We start from the raw sequence: 18159 nt of genomic DNA, 5'->3' as shown, positions 1-18159 counted from the left end.
GATATCGGCATCTCCACACAATACAGCTTGAGCCGCCAATTGAACTGCTTTCAAACCAGAGCCACAAACTTTGTTAATAGTGAAAGCTGGAGAAGCTACTGGGACACCTGCGTTAACACTCATTTGACGAGCTACGTTTTGACCAAGTCCTGCCCCCAGAACATTCCCCATGATAACTTCATCAACTTGTTCGGGCTTCAAATTTGCTCGTTCAATAGCACTTTTAATAACTAAACTACCTAGTTCAACAGCCGAAACATTTTTTAAAGTTCCACCAAAAGAACCTAAAGGTGTGCGGACTGCTGCTACAATAACTGCTTCTTTCATTTCTTGCTCCTTATATCTTAATATTTAAAGAATCCTTCTTTAGTCTTGCGACCAAGCTTACCAGCTTCAACCATCTTCTTCAGAAGTGGAGCAGGACGATACTTAGGATCTCCAAATCCATTGTTTAACACTCCCATGATAGCCAAGCAGACATCAAGACCGATCAAGTCAGCCAATGCCAATGGGCCGATTGGGTGATTAGCACCTAGTTTCATTGCTTCGTCAATTTCTTCTGCTGAAGCAATTCCTTCTCCTAAGATGAAAATAGCCTCATTGATCATTGGAATCAAGACGCGGTTCACAACAAAACCATAAGAATCTTTCACGTCTACAGCTGTTTTACCGATTTTTTCAGTCAATTCACGAACAGCTTTGACAACTTCATCTGACGTTTGAAGCGCACGGATAACTTCAACCAATTTCATAACTGGTGCTGGGTTGAAGAAGTGCATACCAATAACACGTTCTTGATGAACTGTCGCAGCTGCAATATCAGTAATAGATAGAGATGAAGTGTTTGAAGCCAAAATAGTTTGAGGGTCAGTCAACTCATCCAACTGTTTAAAAATGCTCAATTTGATGTCGCGATTTTCAGTAGCCGCTTCAATAACCAATTGAACATGTTTAGCATCTTCATAAGATGTAGAAGGAATCAGATTTGCCAAAATGCTGTCTTTATCTTCTGCTGACAAACGACCTTTTTCAACAGAACGAGACAATTGCTTAGTAATACCATCTAGTCCTCTTTGAACAAACTCTTCTTTGATATCATTGAGATAAACTGTGAAACCTGATTGAGCAAAGACTTGCGCAATACCGCTTCCCATTTGACCTGATCCAATGATCATCACTTTTGAAATACTCATTTTTTTCTCCTATTTACTATCAAAATATAAACTTCAAAAAGAAAGAATCGGAACGATTACTAGCAAATGCTGAGCAATCGTTCCAAATTCATTATTATACAAATGCTCCAATACCAGTAATTTCACGGCCTACAATCAAAGCATTCACTTCATGAGAACCTTCATATGTGTAGATTGCTTCAGCATCTGCAAAGAAACGAGCTACATCAGTTTCAAGAGTGATTCCGTTACCACCACATGTTTCACGTGCAAGTGCAACTGTTTCACGCATTACCAATGAGTTGTGCATCTTAGCAAGTGCAGAGTTCAACATCAATTCGTTACCTGCTTCTTGCATTTCAGCAATACGAGCTGAGTATGAAAGTACTGCCACTGCGTTAGCTTGCATTCTAGCCAATTTTTCTTGTACGATTTGGAATGCAGCAATTGGACGTTTGAATTGTTGACGATCTTTAGCATACTTAAGAGCTGCTACGTATGAGCCACAAGTGATAGCAGTTGCAATGTGAGCAACGTCAGCACGAGTGAATGTCAAGATGCGAGCTACATCGCCAAATCCATTGATGTTTACCAAACGGTCTGAATCTGGCACTTCCACATTCTTCATAGTAATGTGGCCATTACGTACGCAACGAAGAGCTGTTTTGTGAGGGATTGGTTCTGCATGATATCCAGGAGCGCCTTTACGAACGATGAAACATTTTACTTTTCCATCTTCAACGTCGCGAGCAAATACTGGAACCACATCAGCTGTATCTGATCCACCGATCCAACGTTTTTCTCCGTTCAAGATCCATTTATCGCCAACACGCTCAGCTGTTGTTGCAAGCCCTCCAGCAATGTCAGAACCTGACAACGGTTCAGTCAAAGCGAAACATCCTTGCCAGTCAAATGCAGCTAATTTAGGAAGGAATTCTTTTTGTTGACGCTCGTCACCACCAAGCAAGACTGTGTTGTAGCAAAGTCCACCATGAACTGTGAAGAAAGTCGCTATAGACGCATCGAAACGGCCTAATTCTAAATACAAGAATGCGATGTAAAGTTCTGATGGTTTGTAGTTGCCTTCGCGACCTTCGAACAATTTAGGGTTGTTCATGATTTGAGCGCCTTTAGCAACTGCATAGAATTCTTCAAATGGGAAATCAGGTGCTTCCCAATATTCATTAATGACTGGACGAAGATGCTTTTCAATCAAACGACGAGTTTCTTGTAATACTTCCGCTTCTCCCAATGTCAAGCCATCGGCATAGTGGAAAAGATCCTCAGGGTATAATTCACGTAAAATTTCTTCTTTAGTTGCCATTTTATTGACTCCTTTTGTATAGTTTTTATTTGTATAAGAGCGCTTTCATTTTTGCAGCTCAGTACTTGTTGACGCTTTCATTTTATATCTAATATGTCCTAGTGTCTACTTAAGAAAGATTAAGAAGAGCATAAGTCCAGATTATACATATTGATTTAACTGGCTTTGAAAGGCCTTTTTCTAATAAAAACAAGGAAAAATTTTGAATACGATTACAACTTTTGAAGAAAAATCTCCTTTGAACTGAATTTTTATATTGAGTTTTGAAAAAGAAAAAGCCCATCTGGGCTTTTCAGCATTGTTATCGGATTTGCTCAAAATGCAAATGGACAGCGATATGATCACCGTAACCACTGCGCTCCAAATCACGCTGCAAGCGGTAAGAAATATAATGCTCAGCAATGGTGATATAACCTGCTCCCAAGAGACGGTTTTCAACCATAGACTGAATCATACTGATAGTGGCACGCTCAACCTTGGCTTCTTCCAAATCTAACGCGACTTTTTTTGTCACCAAGGCTAGATTTTGGCGGAGGTCGTCTGTCAAGACATAAACGGTTTGAGCTGCTTTTAATACCGCTTGATAGATTTTATCTGGGTCAAAGTCAACGACTTCCCCACTGCGTTTAATGACTTTCATAAAATACTCCTTTATTTATATATTTCTGATATAGTGTAAATCTCTAGCTTGACTGCTATCAATCCAATTTACAGTGGCAGACTCAAAGACAAAGCCTTCTTTTTCATAAAATGGAAGACCGATAGCATTTCCTTCCGTTACTGTAACGGCTTGTTCTCTTGCCTGATATTGTGACTTTTGATAGGTTGTCAAGGTCTCCAGTAATGCATGACCGATTCCCAAACGTTGAGCCTGCGGCAAGACATAGAGAACGTAGACATTGGCTCTGCCGTCCTCACTCATTCCACCACCGATACAACCAAGTACCTGACCTTTCATTTCTGCCAGCCAATAGCCATTCCATTCAGGAGAAAGTTCTGTCAAGTCCTTCAGCAAACGTTCTTGGCTATAGAAAATGTCAAAGACTCGCTCTATGTAGGAAGAGGAATAAATATCTTTATAGGTAGTCAACCAAGTTTCTCTACATATCTTTTGGATTAGTTGCCAATCAGCCTTGCTTGCCTTACGAACCTGCATTATCATCACCTCTTAAGCAATAACTTACCCTATCATTATACAATTTTTTCTTATTTTTTTCAAAAAGAATGAAACTTTTAGAAAAAGACTGCAGAAAAGAACCGAACCTCAATCCTTAGAATGTTATCTAACGTTTGAGGCGCCATTCAACTGCAATCCTTTTGAAATCTTTTTTAGAGAATTATAAATGCTAGCCCTTTAAAATCAAGTTAATAGGACTAGGCAATAAGACATATACTATATACTACTTTGCTCTAATACAATATCTTGTTTCTTGTAACGATATTGCATTTTCCAATGATTTTCAGATACTTCTTCTAATTTCAGAGTTTTGTTAATCTTATTAAAAAGCAATTTCTCTTCCTCAACTTTCTTTAGGAGCTCAATTAATAAATCACCCCCAGCTTTTAGAGAAATCAAACTATCATCCTCACTATCGTATTGAAGTAAAACTTTCTTAGTCGGTTTGTGGATGACATTATAAAGATTGAAAGCTCTTTTAATGTCAAAATTCTTCTCTTTGTCTGCTATCATTGACACAGTATGTAACTCTAACCGACCAATTTTAAAAGCCCCGAAAAGACTGACAACAATCCCTAATCCAGCAAGTGTTTCCCAGATAAGAGAGAAAAGTTTTAAATCCCAATCTGTTATAAGGTTAAGAAATAGATAAAGAGCCCCCAAACCAAACCCTAACAAAATTAGACCTGCGCCATAAAAACTTGCCTTATCACCAGTTCGAATAATTGGCTTGTCGTAAACTCTCTTCCCCTCAAGCTTTTCCAGACTACGCTTTGCCTTGTACTCTTCGATTCGTTGACTATGCTTTTCTGTCATATTATTTCATCACACCTTACTTACTCTATATAAAATCTAAAGCAAATTTGCCGATCAATAATCTGGTCTCAAGACACCTTTAACAGTCTCTTTAGTCGCTTCATAGTCGCCATCAACCACGACCTTGATAATGCGTTTGGCATCTTCTTCAGGAGCTGGCACAAGCGGTAAGCGGGTTGGACCTGCTGCAAATCCCATGTAATTGAGCACAGCCTTGACTGGAGCTGGGCTTGGGTAAGAGAAAAGCGCATTGACTTTAGGGATGAATTTTCGTTGGATAGCTGCTGCTTTTTTGATGTCATTGTGCTCAATAGCATCCAGCATTTCAAACATTTCATCACCATTTGTGTGAGAAGCAACTGAAATAACTCCATCAGCCCCCAGATTCATAGCATGAAAGGCATCGCCGTCCTCACCCGTATAAATCAGGAACTCCTCTGGACGATGCTCAATCAAATAGGCCATATTAGCCAGACTGGTACATTCTTTCACACCGATAATATTTGGGTGTTCTGCCAGTCTTAACATGGTCTCAGGCGTCATTTCAACCACTACCCGTCCTGGGATATTGTAGATAATGATCGGCAGGTTTGAAGCATCCGCAATGGCTTTAAAGTGCTGATACATGCCTTCTTGAGACGGTTTATTGTAATAGGGAACAATGGCCAAACCAGCCGCAAAACCACCAAAGGCATCTACTTCTTTGACGAATTCGATAGAGTCGACGCGTTTCGTTGGTACCGACACCTGCAATCAAAGGAACGCGCCCCTTGACAACCTTTTGAACTGCCGCAAATAGCTCCAACTCTTCATCGTGAGTCAAGGTTGGACTCTCTGCAGTCGTTCCAGCTAGCAAAATCCCATCTGTATGATGAGCCAAAAGGTGCTCAATCAAATCTGGAATAGCCTCAAAATTGATGGAGCCATCTTCATGAAAAGGCGTAATAAAAGCTGTGATGATTTTACAATTCTTCAAATCTGCGTATGCCATAAACTTACCTCTCTTTGTATGAAAAGAGGATTGAATGACAGATATTCAATCCTCGACCTGTCACGTATTTTCAGACAGTTTATTTTAATTCAAAAACAACTTCTTCCGTCGGACGGACCAAACCACGCTCATGAAGAGTTTCAGCGATTTGGACAGAATTCCATGCCGCTCCTTTAAGAAGGTTGTCTGAAACAACCCACATGTGGATTCCTTTTTCTGCATCCAAGTCTTTACGGATACGACCAACAAAGGTATCACGTGATCCAACAGCGTTGATAGCTTGAGGATAGATTTGGTGAGCTACATCATCCTCAAGAACGGCACCTGGGAAAGCTGCAATAGCTGCTTTGACTTCTTCAATCGGAGCTACTTCTTTTGTTTCGATATAAACAGACTCAGAGTGAGCTGACAGGACTGGAATACGTACACAGGTAGCAGACACAGCGATGGTATCATCTTCCATGATTTTCTTGGTTTCTTTGGTCATCTTCATCTCTTCGTAAGTGTAATCATTGTCAGTGAAGACGTCGATTTGTGGAAGAGCATTGAAGGCAATTGGATAATGTTTCTTATCACCACCAGAAGGTAGGATTTCCGCATGCAAATCACGTGGATTCACACCATCATTCAAAACTTCACGAAGCTCACGTTGCGTTTCAAGAATGGCTCCCATACCAGCACCTGAAACTGCCTGATATGTAGAAACAATGATACGCTCCAAGCCCCACTGCTGACGGACTGGCTCCAAGGCCACCATCATCTGAATAGTTGAGCAATTAGGACAAGCGATAATCCCTTTATGCTGATCTAGTGCATGAGCGTTGACTTCTGGAACAACCAGAGGCACATCAGGATTTTGGCGGAAATATGAGGTATTGTCCACTACGACTGCACCAGCTTTGACTGCATACGGAGCATATTTTGCTGAAGTAGAGCCACCAGCTGAGAAAAGAGCGATGTCTACGCCTTCAAAGGCAGTTTCTGTTGTTTCTTCGATGGTGACATCTTGTCCTTTGAACTGAAGAACCTTACCAGCTGAACGAGCAGAAGCCAAATAACGGATCTTATCAATTGGAAGTGTTGATTCTTCCAGCATTTTAATCATTTGAGCGCCAACAGCACCAGTGGCACCAACTACAGCAACTGTATATCCCATACAATCCACCTCTGAATTTTCTAAAAATTTTGTATATTCTAGTATTATACTATTTTTAAGGAAAAATGCAAATATTTCTAAAGAATTACGGCCTTATTTTGTCGAAATACGCAGCACTCACAACACCAACCGCCTCAGCATCAATGCCTCTAAGCTCGGCTACGACTAACTGTCTTGCATTCTAAGAGTAGTTTCATCAAGAGCAATAGCACTCACGACGCCAACTATCTCAGTATCAATGTCTCTAAGATCAGCTTCGACCAACTGTCTTGCCTCTCTATGAGAACTTCCAAGGTTTACAGATTTTGTTCTCACGAACAAAACTGCATCCATTGCTCTAAGACTTAACTTCGTCAAGAGCAATAGAAAATCCCCAATCCGTAGACTGGGGATAGGGGCACTTTCGTGTGATCAGCAGGTTCACACAACTGATCAAGGTCCGCTCCTGCGTTTATGACCTCCCATGCTTCAATTGCAGAAAATCTGCATATCGACTCATCGCACCTATCTATCATAAGCTATAGCGTAGAAAATGTCAAGCCATAAAGATTGGTCAACCATCACAGATACTTACTTCCCTCTCGAATACTAAGGGCAGCCATTTCTGCCTGATGCCGTTCTATGAAATCCTTGACCCAGTCTGGATTGATTTTTGAATAATCTCTCAGCGCCCAGCCGATGGCCCTGTTAATAAAGAATTCTGTTTGGCCTAGATTATTCACTAAAATCTTCTCCAGCAGCTCTGTATCTGTTTTCTCTTTTCGCAATAGCTGATGATCAATAGCCAAGCGTCGCAGCCAGATATCCTTATCGCAACTCCAGGATAAAATAATCTCTTTTGTTTCTGGAAATCGGGCAATGATGGATCCGACCAAGCGGTCCAGAAAGTCAATGGTATCCCACCAAGATTTTGTTTGGGCCAGCTTTTTCAAACGTGGCAAGTCAGATGGAGTCAATAGTTTCTTGCGAATTTCCAGATAATCTAGTGCAGCATACTGCAATTCTCGATAGGGATTATTCCAAGCTTCATTTATAAAATTCCAGTCAATGACGGTGTCAGTCTGCTGTTTGAAAAAAGCCTTTGTGATCTTCCGTCTGACTGGAGTCTTGACTCCTAGAAACTCAAATTTGTTTTTCATATAGGCTTTCATAGCCGCCGCATCATCAGGGTTAGCCACAGCTTTTTACTCTTTTACCAATTCCTCTACATTCATAGCTTACTCCAGCAATTCACGGTCATAAATAGTGTAGTCGCAGCGGTAAATCACGAGGCGCTTGCCGTCAATCAGCAACTCAGAAGTTTTGGGAGCATCAGATTTATCAAGAGAGACACGATCGCCAGCATAGGCAGCCAACGGAGTGCCGTTTTGAGAGCGAATCAGAATAACCTTTTTCTTGCCGGTAAAATCGTTTTTAAAAGCTGAAATCATGCGATTTAAAACAGGGACAGAATGGCTATTCTCATCAACATCTGCAGTCTTTTGATATTGAGCAAAGACATCTTTCAAGCCTTTTTCTTCTGCAATCAAGGAAGAGCCCACATGATCAATCTCATACTTACCCAAGGTGATTTTGAGCACAGATGAGTCTTCTTTGGAATTCCCTTCTGCATCAACTGAATCAAATTCCTCGTTACGCGAGATGGACAAGGACTTCCCTGACATCTGGTCTATGAGTTGGGAATTCTCATCATAGGTGCGAACCGTCATCTCCAGCCCCAGCCATTCTTCCTTGGCATTTTTAAACCACTTTTCAACAGACTGACAACCAGTCAAGGTCAAAAGACCAATGCTTAGAAGAGTTATTAATAGGTATTTCTTTTTCATTATTTATGCTCCATATTTTTTTCGTATAAGGAAATTTCTTTTGCAATTTGCGATTTGGCAGCTTTTCCCGTCAATAATAACTTGAGAGGCCTCATCACTTGCAGTCCTAGGCCACCCATTGTATAGTAAGACAGGCGATAGTAAAAATAATTTACAAATTCAATGATGGCAAACAACCAAAGTAAAACTCCAATAATGATATTACTGCTACTACTCACTCTAAAAGACCAGATCCAAATCGGTATATATGCAAGCAGCATCATAAAATCCAGCGCTTTTAGCCCTTTATAAAGAGGGGCAAGCAGTTGAGCTTCCAAGGACTTCTTCTTTTGGATTCGTCTTAAACAGTTAAGCCAATAGAGGGAACCTTGAACCAATATCAGATTAAGAATTAACAGTGGGAAATAAAGGACGGCACTAGATGTGGCAAATCGGGTCTCTGGTTTCGTATACAGGGCATACACGATGCAGAACAACACGACACTTATCGATTCCCCTGAGGCCAGATAAATTAATTCCTGTTTGAGACTTCTTTTTTTCAATGTTCATCCTCCTATGAGCAAAAAATAGGTGATGGGAATATGGCTTTATTATATCAAAACATCTGGAATTTAAGTCTAAAAAAGAGAGGCCCAGCGCTATTTAGCCCGACCTCTTCTTATATCTTAAATTCAATTAGAACAAACCAATCGCTGTACCATCGGCTGCCACATCCATATTGAGTGCTGCAGGACGTTTTGGTAGACCTGGCATGGTCATGACATCTCCTGTCAAAGCCACGATAAAGCCTGCCCCAAGTTTTGGTACCAATTCACGAATGGTAATTTCAAAGTTTTCTGGCGCGCCCAAAGCAGCAGGATTGTCTGAGAAGCTATACTGTGTTTTGGCCATACAGATTGGCAGCTTGTCCCAGCCATTCTTGACAATTTCTCGAATCTGAGTTTGCGCTTTTTTCTCAAAGTTTACTTTTGAACCGCGATAGATTTCAGTGACAATTTTCTCGATCTTCTCTTCGATAGTTGAGTCATTATCATAAAGACGAGTGTAGTGTGCTGGTTTTTCGTCAATAGTTTTGACAACAGTTTCAGCCAGAGCCACACCGCCTTCAGCGCCATCAGCCCAGACACTGGCAAGCTCAACAGGTACCCCGATTTCTGCACAGAGTTCCTTGAGCGTAGCAATTTCAGCTTCCGTGTCAGAGACAAATTCATTGATGGCTACTACTGCTGGAATACCGAACTTACGGATATTTTCAACGTGACGTTTAAGATTTGCAAAGCCTGCACGAACTGCTTCTACATTTTCTTCTGTAAGTGCATCCTTAGCAACGCCACCATTCATCTTAAGAGCACGAAGGGTTGCGACAATTACCACTGCATCTGGCGAAGTTGGTAAGTTCGGAGTCTTAATATTAAGGAATTTCTCAGCGCCAAGGTCTGCACCGAAGCCGGCCTCTGTCACTGTATAATCAGCCAAGCGTAGCGCTGTGCTAGTCGCCAAAACAGAGTTACAGCCATGAGCGATATTGGCAAACGGTCCGCCATGGACAAAGGCTGGTGTGCCATAAATAGTCTGTACCAGATTTGGCTTAATCGCATCTTTCAAGACCAGAGCCAGAGCCCCTTCTACCTCAAGGTCACGAACATAGACTGGTGTGCGGTCATAGCGATAACCAATAACAATATTAGCTAGGCGCTTTTTCAAATCTTCAATATCCGTAGCCAGGCAAAGAATTGCCATAATTTCAGAAGCCACCGTGATATCAAAGCCATCTTCTCGCGGAATACCGTTAACTGGACTTCCTAAGCCAACGGTCACATGACGAAGAGCCCGGTCATTCAGGTCAACCACCCGTTTCCAGATAATGCGACGCTGGTCGATTCCCAACTCATTTCCCTGATGCAGATGATTGTCGATAAGAGCAGACAGAGCATTATTCGCAGTCGTGATGGCGTGCATGTCACCAGTAAAATGCAAGTTAATGTCTTCCATCGGTAGAACCTGCGCATGACCGCCACCAGCTGCTCCTCCTTTGATCCCCATCACTGGTCCCAAGGACGGTTCGCGAATGGCAATCATCGTTTTCTTGCCAATTTTATTGAGCGCATCAGCTAATCCAATGGTAATGGTAGACTTACCTTCTCCTGCTGGCGTTGGATTGATTGCTGTTACCAAAATCAGCTTGCCGACAGGATTTTTCGCTACCTCACGAATTTTGTCAAAACTGAGCTTGGCCTTGTACTTTCCGTACAACTCCAAATCGTCATAATCAATGCCAATCTTTTTTACCACATCCACAATGGGCTGTAATTCAACACTCTGAGCAATTTCGATATCTGTTTTCATTAAGGAACTCCTCTAATTTGATAAAACTATTATAACAAATATGATACAAAACTGCACATTTAAACTCCAATAACAACATAATGTTCGGTAATTACTTTAAATATTTTTGCATGATGCATCTTTTCTAGTAAAAAAATAAGTTTGGCTAAATTGAGTATTAAGTTAATTTTATTTTACTAAATTCATTTTTTCTTGTAGAATAAGGCTATGAACATATTGATTACTTCTGGCGGAACGAGTGAAAAAATCGACCAAGTTCGCTCTATCACCAATCATTCGACAGGTCAACTTGGAAAAATGATAGCTGAGCATTGTTTAGCCAATGGTGCCTATGTGACACTGCTAACCACGGCGAAAGCTGTTAAACCTGCACCGCATGACAACCTAACGATTAAGATTATCGAAGATACGGAGCAGCTCCTGATAGCCATGGAAGAGCTGGTACCAGCTCATGATGTGCTCATTCATTCAATGGCTGTTTCCGACTATAAACCAGTGTATATGGTAGGATTTGAGGAGGTTCTTGCTAGTTCAGATTTGACAGAGTTTCTGGAAAAAAGTAATTCTGAAAGTAAGATTTCATCTGCGGATGATTATCAGGTTCTTTTCCTCAAGAAAAATCCTAAAATCATCGGCAAGGTCAAGGAATGGAATCCCAATATTCGATTGATTGGCTTTAAGCTCTTAGTAGGCGTCTCTAAAGAAGTGCTACTGGCTACTGCTAAAGCCAGCCTTGAAAAAAATCAAGCTGAACTAATTGTAGCCAACGATTTAACGGAGATTTCCAGCGGGCAACACCACGCCTACCTGCTTGGTGCAAACACTGTCACAGAAGCTTTCTCCAAGGAAGAAATTACTGAACAGTTGTTAAGGTATATCCAGAAAGGAGACCATTTATGACCCATATCACTCTTGCTGTCACAGGTAGTATTTCAGCCTATAAGGCAGCAGATATTACGAGCCAGCTGGGTAAGCTAGGCTATGGTGTATCTGTTCTCATGACGGAAGCTGCCAGTCACTTCATCACCCCGCTGACCCTACAGGTTCTATCAAAAAATCCTGTCGCCCTTGATCTTATGGACGAGCCGAGGCCAGACAAAGTCAATCATATTGAAATCGGCAAAGAAACGAATCTTTTTTTAGTCGCTCCTGCCACAGCCAATACTATCGCTAAACTGGCTAACGGTCTGGCAGACAATATGGTAACCGCTACAGCTCTTGCCCTTCCATCTCATGTCAAAAAGGTCATTGCGCCAGCCATGAATGCCAAGATGTATGAAAATCCACTGACTCAGCACAATTTGGAAAGATTAAAAGAATTTGGCTGGGAGATTATCGAACCGCGTGAAGCCATTCTGGCCTGCGGAGACCACGGAACTGGCGCTCTAGCTGATGTCAATACTATTATAGAAAAAGTAAAGGAAATTCTAAATGAGAAAACAGTCTAGTATCGCACAAATTGCTATCTTTTTTGCTATTATGTTGGTGCTTCACCTACTGAGTTCTGTCATTTTCAACCTACTACCAGTTCCGATTAAGCCGACCATTATTCATATTCCAGTCATTACTGCTAGCATTATCTATGGACCGCGAATTGGAGCTATTTTAGGAGCTCTGATGGGAATAATTAGTGTTGTAACTAATACTGTTGTCCTGCTGCCAACTAGCTACCTCTTCAGTCCTTTTGTAGAAAACGGCAGCATCAATTCATTGATGATTGCTATGGTTCCACGTATTCTAATTGGAATTACTCCGTATTTTGTCTACAAATGGATGAAAACTAAACCAGGTTTAGTTTTAGCTGGTGCTGTCGGCTCAATGACTAACACCATCTTCGTTCTCGGAGGAATTTTCATTCTATTTTCATCTGTTTACAATGGAGACATCAGAGCCATGCTTGCACTGGTTTTATCAGCCAATTCAATCTCAGAAATGATTATATCCGCTCTCCTTACAGTTGCAATCGTTCCAGCACTTGAAAAACTAAAAAAATAATCACTTAAGTGATTATTTTTTTACTCTATTTTTGTTCACTTTTTCAAAGGATTTCATTATTTTTTAGGTCAGCACTTTCAAAAAATATGAAAATATGTTACAATGAAAGCGATTAAACAAACAAGAAAATCTTGCGGCTTATCCATAAAGACGCGGTGATTTTCTATTTTAAATATAAAGGAGACTCCATCTATGACCTATCAAGAAAATTTTAAAAAATGGCTTGACTTCGCTGAACTTCCTGACTATCTTCGGAAAGAGTTAGAAGGTATGGACGAAAAAACTAAGGAAGATGCCTTTTATACAAACCTTGAGTTTGGTACTGCTGGTATGCGTGGCTTGATCGGCGCTGGTACCAACCGTATCAATATCTATGTTGTCCGCCAAGCAACTGAAGGTTTAGCTCGCTTGATTGACGAAAAAGGAGATGAGTTCAAAAAACGTGGTGTAGCAATCGCCTACGACTCTCGCCACTTCTCACCAGAGTTTGCTTTTGAATCTGCTGCTGTTTTGGCTAAGCACGGCATCAAGTCTTATGTCTTTGAAAGCCTGCGCCCAACTCCAGAACTTTCATTTGCGGTACGTCACTTAGGAACTTTTGCTGGTATTATGATTACAGCCAGCCACAACCCTGCTCCATTTAACGGCTACAAGGTCTATGGTGAAGATGGCGGACAAATGCCTCCACATGATGCAGATGCATTGACCGACTATATCCGTGCGATTGAAAATCCTTTTGCTATTGAAGTTGCTGATGTTGAAGCTGAAAAAGCTTCTGGCTTGATTGAAGTGATTGGCGATGCTGTTGATGCTGAATACCTCAAAGAAGTTAAAGATGTCAATATCAACCAAAAACTGATTGATGAATACGGCAAGGACATGAAGATTGTCTATACTCCTCTGCACGGTACTGGTGAAATGCTGGCTCGTCGCGCTTTGGCTCAAGCTGGATTTGATTCTGTTGAAGTTGTTGAAGCTCAAGCTGTAGCTGATCCTGACTTCTCTACTGTTAAGTCTCCAAACCCTGAAAGCCAAGCAGCCTTTGCCTTGGCTGAGGAATTAGGCCGTAAAGTTGGTGCAGATGTCTTGGTTGCAACTGACCCAGACGCTGACCGTGTTGGTGTGGAAGTTCTTCAAAAAGATGGTAGCTACCTCAACCTTTCAGGTAACCAAATCGGTGCTATCATGGCTAAATACATCTTAGAAGCTCACAAGAGTGCAGGAACTCTGCCAGCTAACGCAGCTCTCTGTAAGTCTATCGTTTCTACTGACTTAGTGACTAAGATTGCTGAAAGCTACGGCGCAACCATGTTCAATGTCTTGACTGGTTTCAAATTCATCGCAGAGAAAATCCAAGAATTTGAAGAAAAACACAACCACACCTACATGATGGGATTTGAAGAAAGTTTCGGTTACTTGATCAAACCATTCGTACGTGATAAAGACGCTATCCAAGCTGTTCTTGTCGTTGCTGAGCTTGCGGCCTACTACCGTTCTCGTGGTTTGACTCTGGCTGACGGTATTGAAGAAATCTACAAAGAGTATGGTTACTTTGCTGAAAAGACTATCTCTGTCACTCTGTCTGGTGTTGATGGAGCCGAGCAAATCAAGGCTATCATGGCTAAATTCCGTGACAATGGTCCGAAAGAATGGAACCAAACAGCTATTACTGTCGTAGAAGACTTTAAGGCTCAAACTGCTACTGCTGCAGATGGTACTGTTACAAACTTGACAACTCCTCCAAGCGATGTGCTGAAATACACCTTGGCTGATGGTTCATGGATTGCTGTCCGCCCATCTGGAACTGAACCAAAAATCAAGTTCTACATTGCCGTTGTCGGCGATAGCAATGAGGATTCTCAAGCTAAGATTGCAAATATTGAAGCGGAAATCAATGCTTTTGTAAAATAAGCAATTATAAAAGATGAGACGAACCAATCTCATCTTTTTTTCGTATCAAATCTAAGCAATTTTAAGAACTTTATGGCATACTAGTTTTATCAAAAGAAATGAGGATTATTTATGGAACAATTTGCTCAAAATATTAAAGACTTGGAAGTCACAACTGTTGACCGAGCTCGTCAAGCGATTGCTGACAAAGAGACAGCAACTTTCTTCGTTGGTCGCAAAACTTGCCCTTACTGCCGTAAATTCGCTGCTACTCTTGCTGGAGTTGTTGCTGATACCAAGGAGCATATTTTCTTTATCAATAGCGAAGAAGCCAGCGAATTAGAGAAACTGCAAGCCTTCCGCTCTGAATACAGCATTCCGACGGTTCCTGGTTTTGTTCATGTTCAAGACGGCCAAGTAGCTGTTCGTTGTGATTCCTCTATGACTGCAGATGAAATTAAAGCTTTTGCTGGGATTTAAGCACAAGTCTTCATCTAAAGGGTAGTTTATTTGTCTCACGCCTTACAGAGCGAGAAGGACTATAAGTTATTTTAAAAGCGAAAAAGACAAACTATATTGTTTGTCTTTTATTTTTCTTTCAAAGTATATATCGGAAAGCCGTGTTCTACTATTTTATCATCTAGTTTAAAATAATTTTTAAACCAATGTTTATATTTTTTAAATAAAGCTTCAATACAGATATACAGGATAATTATTAAAAAAATAAATAGAAAAGCGTGCCAATCTTGAAATTTCGATGAACTCTCAATGAAAATACCCCAGTATACACATGAGAAGAGCAAAAGAACTCCTAAAATTAAATTCACATATAAGATATAGCTTACAAAGAAGAGAAATTGATGTTTCTTTGATCTTTTACTGTAATAGACTTTATAGTTTTCGGTATGTCTTTCGAAGACAGGCAAGTGAAAGGAATAACGTCCGCTCCCGAACTCAACTAACTCAGGTAAGGCATGATAGCCACACCAATGGAAGCATTTATAGATGAACTCGCGAGTCAAAAAATAAATATTTAAGCCTATAAAAATTGGAATAATGACGAAGTCAGGTTTCACCGTTGGAGAAAATACCCACTGAAAATAAAGAAGGCAATGTAAGAAATTCAAAACGCCTAATATAAAATAAATGACACCAGCAAGTTTGCTACGACGTCCAATAAAAGTTTTATCTGGAGGACTAGAGGTAGGGGACATATTTTAGTGATTTCCTATTCTTCGTAATTTAATCGAGTACAACAGACTATTAACTTTTAGTTTCCATCTTTTACGTTCCTAAAAGCCTCCCACATCTTCTGCTGAGGTTTAGCAAAGGGGTACTTCTCAAATTCTTCTGGATCAAGCCACAAGACCTCTCCCTCAGCTTCGTGCTGGCTATCTTTGACTCGACCATAAACCAGCTGGATATGCCACTTGCGATGACTGAATACATGTTGCACCTTTGGAAAGGACTTCTGCTGCCAATCGACAGTCAAATCATAATCCTGTTCAAAACTTTCTTGAGGAGACAAGTCCAGACTGGGCTGATTTTCAGCTACCTCAAAGAGAGACATCTGATTATCTGATTGAAATTCCTCGATTTCAATCAAGGGAAAATGCCAAAAACCTGATAACAAGCCAGCAGCCTCATTCTTTTCAAGCAAGAACTGTCCCTGTTCGTTTTCGATAATTAAGCCTTGCAGATAGACTGGAACTGGCTTCTTTTTAGGTGCTTTGATTGGATATTTATCCATAGTTCCGTGCAAATAAGCTGCGCTGAACTCTTTTACAGGACTGTCTTCTGGATGAGGATTAACAGGAGCTTCAATATCCGACCCCAGATCCATCAGCGCTTGATTAAAATCTCCAGGTCTATCTGGATCAATCAGAATCTCCATCATGGCCTGAAAGACCTTACGATTGCTGGGTTGGCCAATATCTAAATCAACTTCAAACAAGCGACTCAGCACCCGCATGACGTTGCCATCCACCGCAGGCTCAGCTAGACCAAAGGCAATACTAGCAATGGCACCAGCCGTATAAGGTCCAATTCCTTTGAGGCTAGCAATCCCCTCATAGCTATCAGGAAATTTTCCATCAAAATCCGTCATTATCTGCTGGGCTGCTTTTTGCATATTTCGCACCCGCGAATAATATCCCAAACCTTCCCAAGCTTTGAGCAGTCTCTCCTCTGGCGCTTGAGCTAAGTCAGCCACAGTTGGAAACCAGTCAAGAAAGCGCTCATAGTAAGGAATCACCGTATCCACACGTGTTTGCTGCAACATAATCTCAGAAACCCAGATATGATAAGGATTGTTTGTTCGGCGCCAAGGCAAATCACGTTTATGTTTATCATACCAAGTCAATAATTTCTTGCGAAAAGAGACAATTTTCTCCTCTTCCCACATTTCAATTCCAAATTTTTTTAAATCTACCATTTCTCTCATACTTAAACAGACTAAAAAAGATGAATCACTCATCTTTTTTAGTTATTTTATTGGTCAACACTTTGTGCAGCTGTAATCAGTGTTAAGTTATAAACGTCATCTGAATTACATCCGCGTGAAAGGTCATTTACTGGCTTGTTCAATCCTTGAAGAACTGGGCCGACAGCTGAAAATCCACCTAAACGCTCTGCCATTTTATAACCGATATTTCCTGCTTCAATGCTTGGGAAGACAAAGACAGTCGCTTTACCTGCAACCTTACTTCCTGGAGCTTTCAAGGCTGCTGTGCTTGGTACAAAGGCAGCGTCAAATTGCAATTCCCCGTCAACTTCTAAGTCTGGGCGCAAGTCATGGACCAACTTAGTCGCTTGTACCACTTTATCAACGCTTTCTCCAAAGCCAGAACCTTTAGTCGAATAGCTCAGCATGGCAATCTTAGGATCAATACCAAACATTTTAGCTGTCACAGCTGAGTTGATCGCGATTTCTGCCAAGGCTTCTGAGTCAGGATTGATGTTAATGGCACAGTCACTGAAAAGATAACGTTCTGAACCACGCACCATGAGGAAGGCACCTGAAGTTCTTGTTACATTTGGACGTGTTTTAATGATTTGCAAGGCTGGACGCACTGTGGCAGCTGTAGAGTGGATAGAGCCAGAAACCATACCATCTACGATACCGAGGTAGACCAGCATAACTCCGAAATAGTTAACGTCTGTTCTTAAAAGCTCAAGAGCTTCTTCTTCGCTGATTTTTCCCTTACGACGCTCCACAAGAGCCGCCACCATATCTTCTAATCTGTCATAATTTTTAGGATCTATGACTTCGTAGCCTTCCGTAATATTTTCGATCTCCAAGTAAATACGGATTTTGTCTGGATCTCCCAAAAGAACTGGTGTAACTTCAGATTCTTTGACTATGCGTTTAACTGCTTGAAGGATACGCGGTTCTTGCCCTTCCGGCAATACAATACGAACATTTTTACCAACAACTGAGTCTCTTAGACTTTCAAAAACTTCCATG

18 protein-coding genes and 1 pseudogene are annotated in these 18159 nt (G+C 41.0%); 5 read left to right on the top strand and 14 right to left on the bottom strand.

The genetic code is table 11. The features are described from left to right. The 12 genes and pseudogenes from SCRDD08_RS11920 to SCRDD08_RS05790 all read right to left on the bottom strand — a co-directional run. On the bottom strand, window positions 1-327 hold a 327-nt coding region (locus SCRDD08_RS11920), incomplete at its 3' end, for a thiolase family protein (protein ID WP_462217695.1). 17 nt (window positions 328-344) lie between these two features. Further along, window positions 345-1193 (bottom strand): 3-hydroxybutyryl-CoA dehydrogenase, encoded by an 849-nt coding sequence (locus SCRDD08_RS05845; protein ID WP_061422821.1) that lies wholly within the window; start codon window positions 1191-1193, stop codon window positions 345-347. Window positions 1194-1287: 94 nt separating this feature from the next. Further along, window positions 1288-2496 (bottom strand): acyl-CoA dehydrogenase FadE, encoded by a 1209-nt coding sequence (gene fadE / locus SCRDD08_RS05840; RefSeq protein ID WP_005590354.1) that lies wholly within the window; start codon window positions 2494-2496, stop codon window positions 1288-1290. 301 nt (window positions 2497-2797) lie between these two features. Beyond that, window positions 2798-3136 carry an ATP cone domain-containing protein gene (locus SCRDD08_RS05835; RefSeq protein WP_005590355.1) on the bottom strand — a complete coding sequence of 113 codons (339 nt, stop codon included), beginning with the start codon at window positions 3134-3136 and terminating at the stop codon, window positions 2798-2800. Window positions 3137-3151: 15 nt separating this feature from the next. Continuing rightward, window positions 3152-3652, bottom strand: coding sequence for a GNAT family N-acetyltransferase (locus SCRDD08_RS05830; protein ID WP_061422820.1), 501 nt, complete (start codon window positions 3650-3652; stop codon window positions 3152-3154). Between the two features lie 237 nt (window positions 3653-3889). Beyond that, the gene (locus tag SCRDD08_RS05825; RefSeq protein ID WP_061422819.1) at window positions 3890-4489 is read right to left on the bottom strand and encodes a hypothetical protein; all 600 of its coding nucleotides are present in this window, start codon (window positions 4487-4489) and stop codon (window positions 3890-3892) included. A 54-nt stretch (window positions 4490-4543) separates the two neighbouring features. Beyond that, window positions 4544-5480: pseudogene (gene dapA, locus SCRDD08_RS05820) on the bottom strand (4-hydroxy-tetrahydrodipicolinate synthase). A gap of 79 nt (window positions 5481-5559) precedes the next feature. After that, entirely contained in the window at window positions 5560-6636 is a 1077-nt protein-coding gene (locus SCRDD08_RS05815; protein WP_061422818.1) for an aspartate-semialdehyde dehydrogenase, read from the bottom strand. Window positions 6637-7196: 560 nt separating this feature from the next. Then, entirely contained in the window at window positions 7197-7814 is a 618-nt protein-coding gene (locus SCRDD08_RS05805; protein ID WP_231089341.1) for a DNA alkylation repair protein, read from the bottom strand. A 39-nt stretch (window positions 7815-7853) separates the two neighbouring features. Further along, window positions 7854-8465 (bottom strand): DUF5052 family protein, encoded by a 612-nt coding sequence (locus SCRDD08_RS05800; RefSeq protein WP_155719764.1) that lies wholly within the window; start codon window positions 8463-8465, stop codon window positions 7854-7856. Continuing rightward, window positions 8462-9004, bottom strand: coding sequence for a hypothetical protein (locus SCRDD08_RS05795; protein WP_061422815.1), 543 nt, complete (start codon window positions 9002-9004; stop codon window positions 8462-8464). Before SCRDD08_RS05795 ends, SCRDD08_RS05800 begins: the two co-directional genes overlap by 4 nt. A 133-nt stretch (window positions 9005-9137) precedes the next feature. Continuing rightward, window positions 9138-10808, bottom strand: coding sequence for a formate--tetrahydrofolate ligase (locus SCRDD08_RS05790; protein ID WP_061422814.1), 1671 nt, complete (start codon window positions 10806-10808; stop codon window positions 9138-9140). Between the two features lie 207 nt (window positions 10809-11015). On the opposite strand from SCRDD08_RS05790, the gene SCRDD08_RS05785 reads away from it, so the two are divergent. The 5 genes from SCRDD08_RS05785 (at window position 11016) to SCRDD08_RS05765 (ending at window position 15173) form a co-directional block, all read left to right on the top strand. Then, window positions 11016-11708: a phosphopantothenate--cysteine ligase gene (locus SCRDD08_RS05785; RefSeq protein ID WP_061422813.1), complete on the top strand. Its 693-nt coding sequence runs from the start codon at window positions 11016-11018 to the stop codon at window positions 11706-11708. Further along, the gene (coaC, locus tag SCRDD08_RS05780; protein ID WP_061422812.1) at window positions 11705-12256 is read left to right on the top strand and encodes a phosphopantothenoylcysteine decarboxylase; all 552 of its coding nucleotides are present in this window, start codon (window positions 11705-11707) and stop codon (window positions 12254-12256) included. Before SCRDD08_RS05785 ends, coaC begins: the two co-directional genes overlap by 4 nt. Continuing rightward, the gene (locus tag SCRDD08_RS05775; protein WP_061422811.1) at window positions 12240-12803 is read left to right on the top strand and encodes an ECF transporter S component; all 564 of its coding nucleotides are present in this window, start codon (window positions 12240-12242) and stop codon (window positions 12801-12803) included. The genes coaC and SCRDD08_RS05775 overlap by 17 nt, the downstream gene beginning before the upstream one ends. Before the next feature lie 192 nt (window positions 12804-12995). Next, a complete protein-coding gene (locus SCRDD08_RS05770; protein ID WP_061422810.1) occupies window positions 12996-14714 on the top strand; it encodes a phospho-sugar mutase in 1719 nt (572 codons plus the stop codon). Window positions 14715-14825: 111 nt separating this feature from the next. Beyond that, window positions 14826-15173 carry a DUF6568 family protein gene (locus SCRDD08_RS05765; RefSeq protein WP_061422809.1) on the top strand — a complete coding sequence of 116 codons (348 nt, stop codon included), beginning with the start codon at window positions 14826-14828 and terminating at the stop codon, window positions 15171-15173. A 790-nt stretch (window positions 15174-15963) separates the two neighbouring features. On the opposite strand, the gene mutY is transcribed toward SCRDD08_RS05765, so the two are convergent. Then, a complete protein-coding gene (gene mutY / locus SCRDD08_RS05755) occupies window positions 15964-17127 on the bottom strand; it encodes an A/G-specific adenine glycosylase (RefSeq protein ID WP_061422807.1) in 1164 nt (387 codons plus the stop codon). Between the two features lie 56 nt (window positions 17128-17183). Next, on the bottom strand, window positions 17184-18158 hold the full coding sequence (pta, locus tag SCRDD08_RS05750) for a phosphate acetyltransferase (RefSeq protein WP_061422806.1): 975 nt from the start codon (window positions 18156-18158) through the stop codon (window positions 17184-17186). Between the last annotated feature and the right edge of the window lies 1 nt (window position 18159).

It is taken from the genome of Streptococcus cristatus (assembly GCF_001578775.1).
Classification (GTDB): domain Bacteria; phylum Bacillota; class Bacilli; order Lactobacillales; family Streptococcaceae; genus Streptococcus; species Streptococcus cristatus_A.
The sequence above is the reverse complement of the archived record's forward strand: the minus strand, read 5'-3'. Positions and strand labels throughout refer to the sequence as shown.